This is a genomic window from Pseudanabaena biceps PCC 7429 (assembly GCF_000332215.1).
GTDB lineage: Bacteria > Cyanobacteriota > Cyanobacteriia > Pseudanabaenales > Pseudanabaenaceae > Pseudanabaena > Pseudanabaena biceps.
The window spans coordinates 1-14,664 of sequence record NZ_ALWB01000026.1 but is presented as its reverse complement, the minus strand read 5'-3'; the positions used below and the strand labels follow the sequence as shown (position 1 = coordinate 14,664).

General features: G+C 42.2%; 18 protein-coding genes and 1 pseudogene. 13 read left to right on the top strand and 6 right to left on the bottom strand.

The window, feature by feature from the left end:
- The first annotated feature begins 1 nt into the window (after position 1).
- Positions 2-397, top strand: a complete 396-nt coding sequence (locus tag PSE7429_RS04910; protein ID WP_009625967.1) for a hypothetical protein — start codon at positions 2-4, stop codon at positions 395-397.
- A 440-nt stretch (positions 398-837) separates the two neighbouring features.
- Here PSE7429_RS04910 and PSE7429_RS04900 read toward each other — a convergent pair whose 3' ends face one another.
- A complete protein-coding gene (locus PSE7429_RS04900; protein WP_009625965.1) occupies positions 838-1,539 on the bottom strand; it encodes a DUF433 domain-containing protein in 702 nt (233 codons plus the stop codon).
- Between the two features lie 46 nt (positions 1,540-1,585).
- On the opposite strand from PSE7429_RS04900, the gene PSE7429_RS26230 reads away from it, so the two are divergent.
- From PSE7429_RS26230 to PSE7429_RS04875, 5 genes are all read left to right on the top strand, one after another.
- The gene (locus tag PSE7429_RS26230) at positions 1,586-1,744 is read left to right on the top strand and encodes a hypothetical protein (protein WP_009625964.1); all 159 of its coding nucleotides are present in this window, start codon (positions 1,586-1,588) and stop codon (positions 1,742-1,744) included.
- Between the two features lie 9 nt (positions 1,745-1,753).
- Positions 1,754-2,731, top strand: coding sequence for a carbohydrate kinase family protein (locus tag PSE7429_RS04895; RefSeq protein WP_009625963.1), 978 nt, complete (start codon positions 1,754-1,756; stop codon positions 2,729-2,731).
- 50 nt (positions 2,732-2,781) lie between these two features.
- Positions 2,782-3,090 carry a DUF2499 domain-containing protein gene (locus PSE7429_RS04890; protein WP_009625962.1) on the top strand — a complete coding sequence of 103 codons (309 nt, stop codon included), beginning with the start codon at positions 2,782-2,784 and terminating at the stop codon, positions 3,088-3,090.
- A 21-nt stretch (positions 3,091-3,111) separates the two neighbouring features.
- Entirely contained in the window at positions 3,112-3,393 is a 282-nt protein-coding gene (locus tag PSE7429_RS04885) for a DUF3593 domain-containing protein (RefSeq protein ID WP_009625961.1), read from the top strand.
- A gap of 357 nt (positions 3,394-3,750) precedes the next feature.
- Positions 3,751-4,125 carry a hypothetical protein gene (locus tag PSE7429_RS04875; protein WP_009625959.1) on the top strand — a complete coding sequence of 125 codons (375 nt, stop codon included), beginning with the start codon at positions 3,751-3,753 and terminating at the stop codon, positions 4,123-4,125.
- 37 nt (positions 4,126-4,162) lie between these two features.
- Here PSE7429_RS04875 and menC read toward each other — a convergent pair whose 3' ends face one another.
- Positions 4,163-5,167 carry an o-succinylbenzoate synthase gene (gene menC, locus PSE7429_RS04870; RefSeq protein ID WP_009625958.1) on the bottom strand — a complete coding sequence of 335 codons (1,005 nt, stop codon included), beginning with the start codon at positions 5,165-5,167 and terminating at the stop codon, positions 4,163-4,165.
- A 233-nt stretch (positions 5,168-5,400) separates the two neighbouring features.
- Here menC and PSE7429_RS04865 point away from each other — a divergent pair, with 233 nt between their 5' ends.
- The 3 genes from PSE7429_RS04865 to PSE7429_RS04855 all read left to right on the top strand — a co-directional run bounded on the left by PSE7429_RS04865 (position 5,401) and on the right by PSE7429_RS04855 (position 7,837).
- The gene (locus PSE7429_RS04865) at positions 5,401-5,745 is read left to right on the top strand and encodes a hypothetical protein (protein ID WP_009625957.1); all 345 of its coding nucleotides are present in this window, start codon (positions 5,401-5,403) and stop codon (positions 5,743-5,745) included.
- Positions 5,746-6,104: 359 nt separating this feature from the next.
- Positions 6,105-6,638 carry a hypothetical protein gene (locus PSE7429_RS04860; RefSeq protein WP_009625956.1) on the top strand — a complete coding sequence of 178 codons (534 nt, stop codon included), beginning with the start codon at positions 6,105-6,107 and terminating at the stop codon, positions 6,636-6,638.
- A 65-nt stretch (positions 6,639-6,703) separates the two neighbouring features.
- Positions 6,704-7,837, top strand: coding sequence for a pentapeptide repeat-containing protein (locus tag PSE7429_RS04855; protein WP_009625955.1), 1,134 nt, complete (start codon positions 6,704-6,706; stop codon positions 7,835-7,837).
- Here the strand turns inward: PSE7429_RS04855 and PSE7429_RS04850 are convergent.
- Positions 7,834-8,814: a histone deacetylase family protein gene (locus PSE7429_RS04850; protein WP_009625954.1), complete on the bottom strand. Its 981-nt coding sequence runs from the start codon at positions 8,812-8,814 to the stop codon at positions 7,834-7,836. The two genes, PSE7429_RS04855 and PSE7429_RS04850, sit on opposite strands and share 4 nt — an antisense overlap.
- The gene (locus PSE7429_RS04845; RefSeq protein WP_009625953.1) at positions 8,811-9,299 is read right to left on the bottom strand and encodes a hypothetical protein; all 489 of its coding nucleotides are present in this window, start codon (positions 9,297-9,299) and stop codon (positions 8,811-8,813) included. Before PSE7429_RS04845 ends, PSE7429_RS04850 begins: the two co-directional genes overlap by 4 nt.
- Before the next feature lie 318 nt (positions 9,300-9,617).
- Between PSE7429_RS04845 and PSE7429_RS04840 the strand changes: the two genes are divergently transcribed.
- From PSE7429_RS04840 to PSE7429_RS26225, 4 genes are all read left to right on the top strand, one after another.
- Positions 9,618-9,938 (top strand): hypothetical protein, encoded by a 321-nt coding sequence (locus PSE7429_RS04840; RefSeq protein WP_009625952.1) that lies wholly within the window; start codon positions 9,618-9,620, stop codon positions 9,936-9,938.
- Positions 9,939-10,955: 1,017 nt separating this feature from the next.
- A complete protein-coding gene (locus tag PSE7429_RS04835; protein WP_009625951.1) occupies positions 10,956-12,635 on the top strand; it encodes an APC family permease in 1,680 nt (559 codons plus the stop codon).
- 90 nt (positions 12,636-12,725) lie between these two features.
- Entirely contained in the window at positions 12,726-13,103 is a 378-nt protein-coding gene (locus PSE7429_RS04830) for a P-II family nitrogen regulator (RefSeq protein ID WP_009625950.1), read from the top strand.
- A gap of 108 nt (positions 13,104-13,211) precedes the next feature.
- The gene (locus PSE7429_RS26225; RefSeq protein WP_009625949.1) at positions 13,212-13,364 is read left to right on the top strand and encodes a hypothetical protein; all 153 of its coding nucleotides are present in this window, start codon (positions 13,212-13,214) and stop codon (positions 13,362-13,364) included.
- A 169-nt stretch (positions 13,365-13,533) separates the two neighbouring features.
- Here the strand turns inward: PSE7429_RS26225 and PSE7429_RS04820 are convergent, their stop codons facing one another.
- Both PSE7429_RS04820 and PSE7429_RS28130 read right to left on the bottom strand, forming a co-directional pair.
- On the bottom strand, positions 13,534-14,574 hold the full coding sequence (locus PSE7429_RS04820) for a cation:proton antiporter domain-containing protein (RefSeq protein ID WP_071590107.1): 1,041 nt from the start codon (positions 14,572-14,574) through the stop codon (positions 13,534-13,536).
- Positions 14,555-14,664 (bottom strand): annotated as a pseudogene (locus PSE7429_RS28130) (IS1 family transposase); the annotation flags it as partial. The pseudogene PSE7429_RS28130 and the gene PSE7429_RS04820, both read right to left, overlap by 20 nt.

Genomic DNA, 14,664 nt, shown 5'->3' with positions numbered 1-14,664 from the left:
TATGAATTCTAAAGAAAACCTTGAGACAAAGTTTGACAAATTAATAGACACTATCTCTAATCTTCCTAAGAAAGTCATAGATGCTATTAAAGAAGACTCACATGATATTTATCAACTTGTCAGTGTGAATAAAAGTCTTTTAGATTTTGATCTCATCAATCAAGATATTGATATGATTCAGCAACGGATGACAAAAAATGGTGATGTAGTTTTGGGAAGTCGAGTTATCATTGACGACAAAAAGGAATCTCTTGAAATTCTAACGTATTTTAAACGATATGATAAAACATTTTCTGTAAGTGCCAAGGCTTCAGTTAAACGGGTAACTAATATTCCTTCGGATATCTTAGCCGAATTGAAAAAACAAGGAAGAGTTGAACTCAGCGTAAGTCTGTAATATGAATATTAAGAACATGTCTAAGTTTTCATTGGGAATGATTCTACTTACTGGATTAAGCTTGCCATTTTGTGAGAGTTTGTTGGCTGGTTCCTATAGATTTAATTTTAAGGGGGTCAACTTCTACTTCAATCAGCAAGATCGTAATTGCTATGTTCTGCAAAATGGTCAATGGAGATATGCAGGAACAATTCAACAATGCGTGAGCAATATCAATCGCAATAATAATGCTCCAGCAAGTAATAACAATTCAAATTGGGGCAGTCAACCAAGTGCGGCTCAGTCATATTACTGCACAACAATTGGACAATACTGCTCTGCACAACAATATGCGTTGGAGCAGCGATATAAGAATGATCTAAACAACCAACTTAATAGAACTATTAGGGGATTTAGCAGATAGCTCATGAAACTAAAAAAAACGATCTGCTTTTGTTGATTCATGCGGCCGCATAGGAAGTTTCAAACCAAATAGCAGCAAGAATTTGGGCTTGTGTACAACTGTAGTCATCGGCGATCGCCTCAATTTCATCTCCTGCGTTATACAAGTCAGCAATCACGTCTGTAGGAATGCCAGTACCTGCGATCGTTGGTCTGCCAAAGGATATGCGGGGATCGATATAGAGTAATTTGCCAATTTCTTCACCTTTAGGGGAATGGATGATCGGAAATAGACGTGTCGCCAAACCATGCTCATCCCATTCGATGCGGGTCAGCAAATGTTTTAAGACATCTTTCATGGCTAGTTGTCCAGCCCGTGAAACGTTGACAAGATGTTCTATAGTTTCAACAAATAGATCTAAGCCATCAGTTTGAAACTCAATCTGAGCAAGAGGATGAGGTGTACTAAATTCTTTGCTGATATAGTCCAAGGCTGTGCGGACTTTATCTAATCGAATATTGTGATCTTGACGGATCACACGCAAAACATGAGCTTCAATTAGGTTTGTGAAGGATAGCTGAGAAAAGTCTTTGTTTGGACGCTGGATTAGGGGCTGAGAAAATTGCTGTCCATTTTTAGTCATGTAGTTACGACCACGTAGCCAAGCTTGCATCGTCCCTAATGGGATGCGCAAATATCGAGACGCATTGACTACTGGATACAACGGAGTATTTTGAATGTTGGTATCAGTTAATCCCATTGCTTGGCAAGTTTGCTTGTGATTAAAGTACTTCTTTTAATGTTAAATGTTAACAGACAAATGTATTACAATTCTTGACGAAGCGGAAGCCCTTGCTGCCGCCTTGGATAGCGCACCTCAAAGCAGCTTAGTTGTGGTATTCCCTGACAAAGTGGATCTCGCTATTGGTATTATTGAATCGCGAAAGTCCAAAATGTCCTCGTAAAGTCCGCCTATGCCGCGTGTAATTTGCCTTGGCGAAGTCTTAATCGATCGAATATCTGAAGATATCGGCTTACCCTTTGAGCAGGTTAACTCTTGGAAACCATATTTTGGGGGAGCGCCAGCTAATGTTGCTTGCGGTCTAGCCAAACTAGGAACGCCCGTGAGTTTAATTAGCTGCATTGGTCAAGATGCAGCAGGCACTAACTTACTTAAGCAGTTAGGAGCCGCAGGGGTTGAAACTTCAGGTGTACAGGTACATCCCGAGTCTACTACTCGTGAAGTATATGTAACCCGCGATCGCTTTGGCGATCGCAGTTTTGCGCAATTTAATGGTGATGCTCAAACGGTATTTGCCGACACTTTAATGTCTGCTGAACATTTACCTGAGTATCTGTTTGCTGATGCGAAATTTTTAGTATTAGGAACCTTGGGGTTAGCCAGTCCCCAGACATCAAGGGCGATCGGTCGAGCGCTAAAACTCGCCGAACAGTACTTTGTGAAAGTTGTCGTTGATGTCAATTGGCGAACGATGTTCTGGAAACACCCCGAACAGATAACGAAGCTATTACCTGTTTTGCTAAAGTACACCGATTTTCTGAAAATGACTGAGGATGAGGCAAAGCTTCTATTTCGGTTAACTAGCCCAGCGGCGATCGCTCAAGCCTATAGCCATCTGGAAGGCATTGTGATCACCAATGGCGCACGCGACTGTCGCTACTATTTAGGCGAAAAACAAGGTAAACATGCTGTTTATCCCGTACATTCGATCGATACAACTGGGGCGGGGGATGCTTTTTTAGCAGCATTCATTCATAAAATTTATCATCGTCCGATCGCGCAACTGCTCGATCCTCAGTTTGCTAACGAAGTCATTAGTTATGCTTCAGCCGCAGGTGCTTTGGCGACCTTGGCGGTAGGCGCGATCGCTGGGCAACCCAGCGATCGCCAAATTCGCGAATTCCTAGCCATGCGCGAAACAAAGCATTAAACAAATCCTAGAATGGGAATGGGTTAATTAGCCAAAACATTAGAAAAATTATGCACTCTTTATCTTTGCCCACATGGGTCATTCATATTTCCAGTGTGATTGAGTGGACTTTAGCGATCTGGCTCATTTGGCAATATGACAAACAAAATCCCGATCGCGGTTGGCGAGGATTAGCATGGGCAATGTTTCCCGCGCTGGTGAGCGCTATGTGTGCGGTGACTTGGCATTTTTTCGACAATGCGGACTCGTTAGAATGGCTTGTAACCTTGCAGGCAGCCATGACCTTAATTGGCAATAGTACTTTGGCGATCGCAGCCTTCTTTATCTGGAAAATCACAAGGGCGAAACCACAAATATAACAAATATAAATTAATGGAATTATGTCTAAAGAATCCCTTTTTGGATTATCCTTGTTTCCTTACCTTGCTTTTCTCTGGTTTGCCACCAAATCGGGGCAATTTCCTAAGCTAGGGCTATGGGGGTTTTATGGAACATTAGTATTCGTGGCAATCACAATTCCCGCAGGAATTTATGCCCAAAGTCAATATCACGACATGCTGGCTAATGTGGATTGGCTGCATGGCAGTGCTGAGGCTTTTTTAACAATGACTAATATTTTGTTAGTTTTAGGCTTTAAAAATGCCCTCAATCCTAAAACTTAGAGGCATCAGTGGGGTATCAGTACGGATCGTAATCCATGCTGATATCCTGACAGTGTTGATTTCCCAGCTTCAGCGGAAACCCAATCTCTATACGTGGCTAGGCGCAATTAAATATAACCCCCAAAAAGCTGTATCGCATGCTGCGCTTGCGCTACAGCTTTTGACTCTGGATTTTAATTATACCTAGCTACTTATATCAATTCCCAAAATGGTAAAGCCATTTTGGGAATCTCAAAGCCTTACTGGGTTTGTTTTTTAATTCACTGAAGGGTTGGCTCACTTCAATGAATTGGTATTACTTGAGAATATAATAAAAAATTATGTAGGCTATCGAAAAGCTGCTAAGAAGAGGAATTTATGAACAGACATTATCAATATATTTCTCAGTTTTCCCTAATTGCCATAATGACGATCGCCAGTAGCGCGATCGCCCCAGCATTTGCTCAATCAGCCCAGCCCCGTCAAGGAGATGCCGATCGATTGCGTCCCGCTCAAGGTCGCCCTATTTCACCGACCAATACTGATCAATTTTCCATAGATCGCAGCACCCAAAATTCTAACCTCAAGATTCAAAATGTTAATCTTGACGTTGAAACTGTCCAGCCCGTCCTTCCTGGTAATTACAATACTTCACCCCAAAAAGTGAATCGAACTGGTGCATTTAGTAGCGACCCTCTCAACGCAGTCCAAATTTTTCAAGAATCGGGATCTACGCGTCGCGAGAAACAGTAAGAAACAGTAAGAAACAGTAATCGGTGGCACGCTCCCTTTAACTTTCAATCAGTAAATCTCCTGTCGCCAAGCCACAGGCTCTCTGAATTGGTAGGGCAGCCGCTAGATCGAAAGCTGCCTGTCGAGCGATCGCCCCATCGATCGTTGTCGTTACGACTACGTCCAGTCCAGCCTGAAATGCGAGCATAGCTGCGTGCTTAGCCGTAATGATGCCACCCAGAGCCATGGGTTTGAGAATGATAATATCCGCCGCCTGAGCCTCAATTACTCTCTGCAATTGAGCGAGATTGTTTACAGATTCATCGGCAGCAATAGGAATAGATTGCGATCGCCGCACTTCAGCCATGCCCCCTAGATCGGAAGCTAATACAGGTTGCTCGACATATTCGAGATTGAGAAATGCGAGTCTTTTTAAATTTGCGATCGCTGCATCTACAGACCATCCTTGGTTGGCATCAACCCGAATTTGGATATTATTCCCCCCTTGTGAACGGACTGCATAAACTCTTTGCAAATCCGCCTCAAAATCCTTAGTCCCTACTTTGATTTTGAGACATGGATAGCCTTGATCGATATATTCCTTTGCTTTCATAGCGGCTTTTTCGGGAGAAATCGCGCCAATTACAGCATTAATTGGAACGAAATCTCGAATTTTCCCTGAGATAGAATTGGCAAGGATCTGGGAAACAGATAGACCTTGAGCTTGAGATAGTAAATGGAGTAATGCTAGTTCCAGACCATGTTTAGCCGCAGGACTGCGATCGTACTTAACCAATGCGTTCTCAATATCATTTAAATTCCGAATTTTGGTATTAATTAGCGATCGCCAAGATTCTTTTAAGACAACCTCTGTTTCGACTAGCGATTCCATCCCAAAACCATCAAGGGGAGACGCTTCTCCCAAGCCAGTCCGAAGCTCATTATCACCGATCTCAACTATCCATCCTTCCCTGTAGTAGATCGTCTCTCTAGCCGTCCGCCAAGGCTCTCGAAAAGCAAACCGATAAGGATAAAATTGAATTGATTTAATCAAAAAAGTCACAGAGAAAATAAGTTAAAGTAAGTTAAGTAGTTAAGCATAAGTAAACTTAAAACCTAGAAGAGCGTACCGCCCGCGTAGCGGGCGGTACGCTCTCTGGTTTTGGTTTTTAATTATGCTTAACTATTTAAAAAGTAAGTTAAAAGTTATAAAAAGTTATAAGGATTGAAGTTGATTGTCACAAAAAGTTTTTTATAGATTATAGTCATATCACAAGTTAATTTGAGGGGCTTTCAATGCTTATCAAACAAGGTCTTTTGGTCTCCGCGAGTCTATTTGCTTTCAGTTTAGTAGCAAATGTCGCATCTGCCTCAGCCGAACAATGGTATTTCTACGTTAAGAACAACAGCAACTCTACAATCAAGAATTTGTTAGTGGCGGAGCCTAGTAAAAGCTGGGGAAGATTTGATATTGGTTCGGGAATCTTTCCAGGTGATAATGTCAAGATGGTTTGGGATGGTTCCACAAACAATCAATCATGCAACCAGTGGATTAAAGCTCAATTCGCTGATGGGAGTGAAAGTGAGCCATCACTGATTGACTTCTGTAAAAATCTAGATGATCCCATTGTATTCCGTTAATTTAGATTACGTTCTCTTTGACATCTCTTTAACAAGGAAGTCCCACAATTTGCGTGGAACTTCCTTGTGGCTTTTGTGACACCAATAGCACCAATATAGATCTGTCACCAAGTGTATTAGTCCATGAAACCCAAGAAGAGAAGGTTGGCGCGAAGCGCCAACCTTCTCTTCTTGGGTTTTGATTTCGTCTTAACGCGAGTGGCTATAGCTATAAAGACAATTGCAGAAATTGCTAATGAGAGCTAATGAAGGATTTTCTAAAAACCTTATAAAAATGTAGCCAATCATAGGGTTATCTGCTAATAATATATTGGTAGCTTTAAATACAGAATTGAAATTCAATCTGTGAATCTAAAATAATGATTGGTCAACGTTGTCGAGCAATTGCCGTATTTTCCAATTTTGAGGCGGCAGGACAGGCCTTATATTCCCTAGTTATTGCTGGTTTTCCCCTTGCGAACATTTTTTTGGTCGGTCGCGATATGACAGCCTGCATAGAAAACGGTCAAATGGTGACCGTAAAACGACCGATTGCAGAGAAACAGGTTGGAACGATCTCAGGAACGGGATTGGGATTAAAAAAGGGGTGGTTAATCGGTAATGGGGTAGGCGGAGCTGTCGGGTTGGGTTTGGGTTTGGGGATTTTAGCCTTACCAGGAGTAGGACAGATTGCCCTAGCCAATGCCGTTATTTTCACAATGATCAGTAGTGGCATTTTTACAGCGGCGGGGGGATTGGTTGGCGCTTTAATCGGTCTAGGCGTAACCGAAAAGCAGGCTCATACCTATAACCAACTAATCTCTCAAGGGGATTACTTAATCGTGATGAATGGTTCCGATCGCGAAATCAAACTTGCTGAACAGATGCTCGCTACCCAAGAAATTCGTAAATAGCTACCTTGACTTGCCCGATCAAGACTCTATGATAGGTCTATCCTCAAGAAACCCAGCAAACGCCAATGCCTAAGCAGGATAAGAAAAAAACGATTCTAACGGCTGCATATCTGTTGGAAAAGTACCTAGCAGGAGAAAGAAGCTTTGAGTCGGTAAATCTTTGTGATATCAACCTCCAAAATGCTCAATTGGCTGGCATCAATTTAAAACAAGCGAATCTGTTTAGAGCGAATCTCCAAAATGCAGTATTAGCGATCGCTAATTTAAGTAGTACTGATCTAGTGCGAGCCAACCTCAGATCGGCTCGCTTAGATCGTTCTAACCTCGTTAGAGCCAATCTCTATGAAGCCGATCTGAGCGGCGCTAGTCTTGTCAATATCAACCTGTCGAATGCAATTTGTGCATCTGCCAATTTGAGCCATGTCGATCTGAGTCAATCAAATTTAAGCTCAACCAACTTGAGCCTTGCCAACCTAGATCGAGCCGATCTGACCCAAGCCAACCTTAGCGCCGCAATTCTCGTAAAAGCATCCCTAAAACAAGTCATTTTAAATCGCGCTAACTTAACCGAGGCAGACCTTCGCGAAGCTGATTTGTCAGGAGCTCAATTGTATTTAGCGGTTTTAAGTAAAGCCAATCTTGCCAAGGCTAATCTATCCCTAGCAAATTTAGATTCCGCTAATTTACTTGAAGCAAAACTGGAAGGCTCCTTATTTTGCGAGGCTAATCTAGAGAATGCCAATCTAAGCCAGTCTTTCTTAATGGAAGCTAATTTAACAAAGGCAAATCTCCGCAAAGCTAATCTGAGCAAAGCAAATTTGACCTCAGCAATTTTAAGTCAAGCTAATCTCCTCGGCGCTAATCTGGCGGGGGCAAGTTTAGCGAAGGCAAATTTGGCTGAATCTGATTGTTTCGGAGCAAATTTACAGGGAACTAACTTAAGCCAAGCCAATGTAGAAGCTGTCGATTTGCGAGAATCGGATCTGGCTAAAGCAAATTTAGTAGGGGCAAATTTAGCGGGGGCAAATCTTTTCGGTGCTGAGTTATTGGATGCAAATTTGGCAAGCGCAAATTTAGCAGGTGCGAACTTATATAGGACAAAACTCGCTGGAGCCAATCTCAGGGGAGCCTACTACGACGATCGCACGGAATTTAGTGCGAAATTTGATCCCAAAAAGAAAGCGATGATTAAGCGCTAGTTATTCCATGTTTGCAAGACAGCGGAGATGCTATGGGCAATCAAGCGATAACTTTCAGAAGCATAGCCACCACTAAGTACCATCACCAAAGGAATACCCAAGTCGATAACTGTTTGAAAAACAAAGCGATCGCGTTCTAAAACCCCTTCTTCTGAAACTTTTAAACCACCAAGGAGATCCCTCTCGTAAATATCGGTTCCCGCATTATAAAAAACAATTTTCGGCAGATCCGACTCCTGCAAAAAAGCGGGCAATCGATCTTTTAGCAATCCCAGATAGCGATCGTCCTTTGTTCCCGATAACAGTGGTATGGCCCAATCCACACGCTCCTTGGCGTAGGTATCGTTAGGATAGATTTGCTGGTTGTACATATCCAGAATATGGATACTGGGATCTTCGTAAAAGATTCTCGCTAAGCCGTTCCCCTGATGGGCATCAAGATCAATGATCGCCACCCGATCCTCGGCATTAATCTTTTGCGATTGCCGCAATAAGGAAATCGCAATCGCAATATCGGAATAAATGCAAAATCCTTCGCCCCTCTCCGCACTGGCATGGTGATATCCACCAGAAAGATTAATCGCCACACCAAACTCTAGAGCGGCTTCAGATGCCATGACAGTTCCCATAGTCGCCAATCGCATCGGTTGCAATACCCGACTATCGAGGATACCTATCGGCAAAAATCCTAGCGAATCCATCTCTAACGATTGAGCCACAAAGTGAGATCGCTGCAAATTCTTGAGATAGTCAGTTGTATGGACTAATTGCAATATTTCTGTGGGTGCTGGAGCCACTGGAGCTAGGCTATTAGCAATTAAGCGATCGCCAAAGCGATCGGCTAAAACGCGCCAAGCACGACCATATTTACAACTATCAAAGGGATGTAACTTCTCAAGTCCGAGAAATTTAATGTCGTAGTTTGGGGAATAGACCACTTTAGGACGAATTATGATTGAATCGCTAGTTTCTATCATCCCTCTTTCCTTTTCAGTTCTTTAGCATATTGCAAAATATTGCTCGGTTGCCAAGCCTCGACTCTCCCCATCGGAATTCCCATCCCCACATAGTCATCTACCTCCGCAAGAGGACGAAAAGAGGGTTGTAATCCCGAACCGAGATAGAGAGCATTAGCAATGATTGTGGAACAGTTAAACTCAGTTAACTCATAAGATAGTCCGCTTGCCTGCACCTTTTCCCAATACTTCTGAATCACTGACTCATTGAGCTTATTCAGTTCTACTACCAAAGGCTCGAACTCTTCCGCAGCGCAATCAGCAGAATAGTCGCGATAGAAAGGGCGGCGCTTCACATTCATCGTTAGACTTCGGATAATGCTTCGGACAAATCCTTTTCTGCCCTGTCCAGGCCAAAAGCTGATGTAGGTTTCATTTCCAACTTGCATAGAGGAATGTCCAACTCTTCCTCCCTTAGGAAGCCAAATATAAACCTTGGTACTCATAAAAATAGACTTTGAACTATCTATACTAAACGGAACCTAATTAGCTAAGGTAAACTTAAAACCTAGAAGAGCTTACCGCCCGCTGCGCAGAAGGCACTCTCTCTAGTTTTGTTTTTGTTTTTGTTTTTATTTTTATTTTTTAATCATGCTGAATTAATTACTAGGTAAGCATTGGCACTAAGTACCACCGATGCTTACCCGCAAATCTTAAGGGTTTATCCAAGATAATTTCAGACACATCTAATACTTTTACAGATATAAAAGAGATGCAATAATCCCAAAAGTACGGTTTCTCTTACAAGTCTCAAACTGATTTTGATGAATTATCTGACAGGATTAATTTTTATTGCTGCTGCTTTACTGGAAGTAGGTGGAGATGCCTTAGTTCGCAAGGGGCTCGTCAGCAGTAATATTGTACTAGTTATTGCAGGCTTTCTTACTCTTGGCTGCTATGGACTAATGGTCAACCTCGTTCAATGGGATTTCTCAAAGTTATTAGGTGTCTATGTTGCGGTCTTTGCAGTAATTAGTGTCCTATGGGGATTTCTGATCTTCAAAGAGAGTATTCCCAATTCCACTTGGATAGGATTAGCCGCGATCGTAGCTGGCGGTGTAATTATTCAATCTGGAGTCAAATAACGTCAGTTCGAGTTAAGCTGGCAAATTTTAAAAGCCCAAATTTTGGGCTTTGAGAAAGGGTTTGCGTAGCAAACCCTTTCTCAAAGGTCGTTTCAAATTATCCCGAACTCACATTAAATAGATAAGGATCGGCGGCTCGTTGCCGATCCTTATCGCTTAGATTTAATTTGGGAATTCTATAGGTTTAGAAACAAACCGTAATATTAGTTTGTAACTTTAACAACAATCTTTAAATTCTTAAAGTCGCAATATTCATATCTATACACATAGAAATAAATATTTCTTCTTAGTTAAGCCTCACCGTAGGGCTTGAATAATGTGATATTTTAATCTAAAAAAACTCTTGGTTTTGAAGCTATAGGAATAGATGTAGAGGTCTCTGGATATTATTTACCATTCAAGAGATTTGTATCTTAGTTTTGATTGTATTGATAGCTACAAACAGACTCTAAGTACCTCAGCATAATTAAAATCCAGATCTAAAATCTGTAGCGCACGCGCATCGTGCGCCGCAGGTTTTAGGGTTTTATATTTAATTAAGCGCACTTACTTATTAGTATCGAAACTATCTTAACAAGTATTACTCATGTCAAAGTTAATTCTTGGTTTTTTAAGGATTCTCTGAGGATTGGCATGACATTGCCAAATTATCTGCCTGAATGCGTTTCCTAAGTCTGTTGGATTAGTAGCAGTTTATAAATCCGCTTTACTTAAGAGTGATTTGTGATTGCTCGATATCTTTTTTGAGAAGCGTTATAACTTTGTTTTCGTTACTATAAATAGCTCAAAAAGATTGAAATTTAATTTCTTATGAGTTTATGGTAAGGGTGACATAGGAATAACCTCAATCATAACTAAGTAGTTCGGCATAATTAAAAACCAAAACCAGCGAGCATACCGCCCGCGTAGTGATCGGTATGCTCTTCTAGGTTTTAAGTTTACTTATGCCTAGCTACTTATCACTTAAGTGACTACTTCTCAAGAACTAAATGCTGTATAGATATTTTAAGGTGAACTATGTCTGATGCCAATCGTTCTGGAGGTGGAGAACTCAAGCCAACTCTAGGTTTAATTGGTGTAACGATTAACGCGATGGCGCTAATTGCACCAGGAGCATTCCTATGGACGACCTATCAGCTCCAAGCTCCAAAGGCTTCCGCCCCAAATATGTGGGCATCAGTCGCGATCGCAACTGGAATTGCCTTACTTACAGCCAGTTGCTTTGCCACTCTCTCCAAAGCCTATTCCGCTGCTGGTGCTGGAAGTTCCTATTATTATGCTGAAGCCGCAATCATAGCTAAAGAGGAACACAAACACTTCCGATTTGCTCGCATTGTCAAATTTCTTGTGGGCTGGTCGTCACACCTCTACTACTGGGTCTACCCAGGAGTGATGGTTGCCTTCATGGGCACTCTGGTCATATATATAGGTCAGCTATTCAGTCCTGATTTTGCTTCAACTGGAGCATGGCAGGTTGCTATAAGCGTCTTATTTGCCATTTTTGTCGGAATCATCGCTCTTTTTGGCGTAACGGGTTCGACCCTGATCAATATTATTATTAATATTATTCAGATCGTTTCCTTGGTAGTTTTGGGACTTCTATTCATTATTTTTCGATTGGGGCATCCAGAGTTTCAGTACGAACATGCTAATGCCCTTAGCGTCGTTTTACCCCATGATTTTCCAGGCTTGATCTTCCAAGTTAGCATTGCAATTTTACTTGTGGTGGGATTCGAGTCGGCTACTGCTTTAGCGGGAGAAGCAATCAATCCCAAACGCGACGTACCAAGAGCCGTTATTCTCTCCTTAGTCATTCAAGCCTGTATATGCTACTTCTTTGAATATTTTGGAGCTAACTTCTTTATCAGTAATGCCTATGCTGGCGTTATTAATAAGGCTGGAGAGCAAGCCTCCTTTACGGCTGGTCTAGATCCTAAGATTACTAATTTGGGTGAGGCAATCAAAGCTTTGAGCCTTGACGCATCTAAATATGATGGAGGAAGCATCTTGACTGGTTTTGATGCAGCTGCTCAATCAGGTGCGCCGATTGGCGATATGGCAAGGATCTTAGGAGATACACTTTTGGGTGGGCATGGATTTGCCCTCGTCCTGATTATGGCGATTTCCGTACTTTTAGCACTGGTTGGTACGACTTTATCTTCTCTTTCAACTGGCGTTCGTATTACTTATGCTATGGGAATCGATGGAGAACTCCCAAGCATATTTGGTAGATTACACAGAAAATTTCGGACTCCCCACATCGGTATAATTTTCTTGACCTTAATTTCCGCAGGAATCGGCGGTTATGGTGTACTCAATGTCAACAATTTGACTCAAGTAACATTGATGTCAAACATAGGCACTTTCATCTTTTATGGACTCACCTGCCTAGTTACCTTAGTCGCCACTTTAGATCATCTACTGGAAGAACAAACCAATCCCATCACAACTGTAGTTATCCCCATCTTGGGCACTATTTTAAACTTTGCCATGCTGTTTGCTGTATTTTACTTTGGTTTTACAGCGGGCGGTGATTCTGCACGGAACTCCCAGATTGCGATCGGAACTGGTATTGCCTTCTTTGTAGTTGGGTTTGCGTATATCTTGATTCAAGGAGCGGTGAGCGGCAAATCTATTTTCTTGCCTCCCGATATCAGCCATCCTCTCCGTGAAGAACCATCGGAAACTCGCCGCTAATGTAACTTCTATCTAGCTTTGACAAATCTTGCTACGGCTGTCACGCCTATCCTTTCCATTTCCACTATTTAGAAATCAAATCCAAAATCTATGGACTTAATCATTGCGATTATTCAGCCTTCCAAACTTGATGAAGTAAAAGATGAGCTAGTCAAAATTGGCGTTCAAGGCGCGACTGTGACGGGCGCTAAGGGTTTTGGTAGGCAAAAAGGTCGCCCTTTGGCATTCTTGGGACTTCAGGGATTCGATCGCCAACCGTTCTCCGTAGACTTTATCCCTAAGATCAAGATTGAGATTGTGGTCTCTAGCGATATTACCGATGCAGTTGTCGATACTATTGTCAAAACTGCCCATTCTGGCAAAATTGGTGATGGCAAGGTATTTGTCATACCTGTAAAAAGAGCAGTCCGAATTCGGACTGGAGAAGAAAATGAAGAAGCCCTTTCTCTAGAAGAAGCTCTCGCCTAGATCGGAGAATATCCTAAAAACAATGAGTTATTGAAGGAAATAGAAGGTGTTCCAAAATGCCGCATCTTCTTCTTGGGTTTATTTATTATTTATTCAGTACGAGCAGCCATGAAAAAATGGGAAATACAACCTGATCGATGGAATAACTTAACCTTGAGGCAACAACAAAAAATCTATAAATCTGGCGTACGCCTATCGATCAAGGTGATGTTTGGCATCACAATTGCCAGTCTTTTAGTTGAAACTATTCTTGGGAAGTAGGATTTTCAAGTTAAGAAATGGCGTAGCCATTTCTTAACTTGGTATAGAATCAAAAATAGTGTTGCCGCGCTTCGCGCGGCAACACTATTTTTGATTCTAATTTCTTCCTAACAAAACTGGCGGCAGCTATATGTCCCAGTACATTTGGTAATAGCTATCCGAAATTTGATTATGTCTTGGATGGAATGGATAAGATATTAATTAATGGCGAACACATTAAAGTCGTCACGATCGCCATAATTACCATGATCGTAAATAGAGTGGGTGTGATTAATCCCTGCTCCAAACCGATATTTAAAATAATTAATTCCATCATTCCCCTTGTATTCATCAAAGCGCCCACGGTCATCGAATCCCGCCAACTTTCACCCGACCACTTCGCGGCTAGAGTGCAGGCAAGCCCTTTACCCAAAACGGCGATCGTAATGATCAGTAGCGTAATCAATACCAACTGGGGCGTATTTAGCAAGCCTAGCTGCGTATTTAATCCCGAAAACACAAAGAAAATTGGTACGAGTAGAGAAGTGGTCAGATACTCCAAATGGCGGTGCACAGATTCGGCAAAATGTCCGCGAGGCATCACCGTGCCAAGGATAAAGGCTCCAAAGATGGCATGAACGCCAACAAAATCGGTGTAATAAGCACAGAGCATCATGATGATGAACACAAAAGTTAAGGTTTGTATTGTCACTTCACCATCGCGGCGCGTCCAGTAGCTAAATACCCGCAGGAACCTTCGCCCCACAAACCACATAAATAACACGTAGGCTAAAGTGCCACCGATCGCAATAATGGCAACATTAATGGAGCTTTTAATGCTGGCTAGCACTAAAGCAAGGAGACACCAAGCGATCGCATCATCCAAGGAGCCTGCGGCGAGTACCAAAGTGCCGAGCTTCGTCTTAATTAATCCCCGTTCATGCAAAATCCTTGCTAGCATCGGAAAAGCGGTAATTGACATGGAGGCTCCCATATAGAGCGCTGCTGCCCAAGGGGTAGTCGTGGGACTAAATAAACTCCCCCCGTCATGCAACATAAAAGCCACGATCGCGCCAAGACTGAATGGGGCAATGATCCCCGCGATCGAGACAAGCCCTGCACTTCTAGCCCGATTTTTTAATAGATCTGTATTTAGCTCCAAACCTACTAAAAACATATAAATCATTAGCCCAACTTGGCTCAGGGTAGTCCTAAAAAGGAAAGGACGCACACGGAGGTAAAGAAGTGTTGTAATGATGAATAAAATTCCAAATGGCCCCAATGTGATTTTCCAACTTCTTAGAAAAGGATAAGGTCTTTC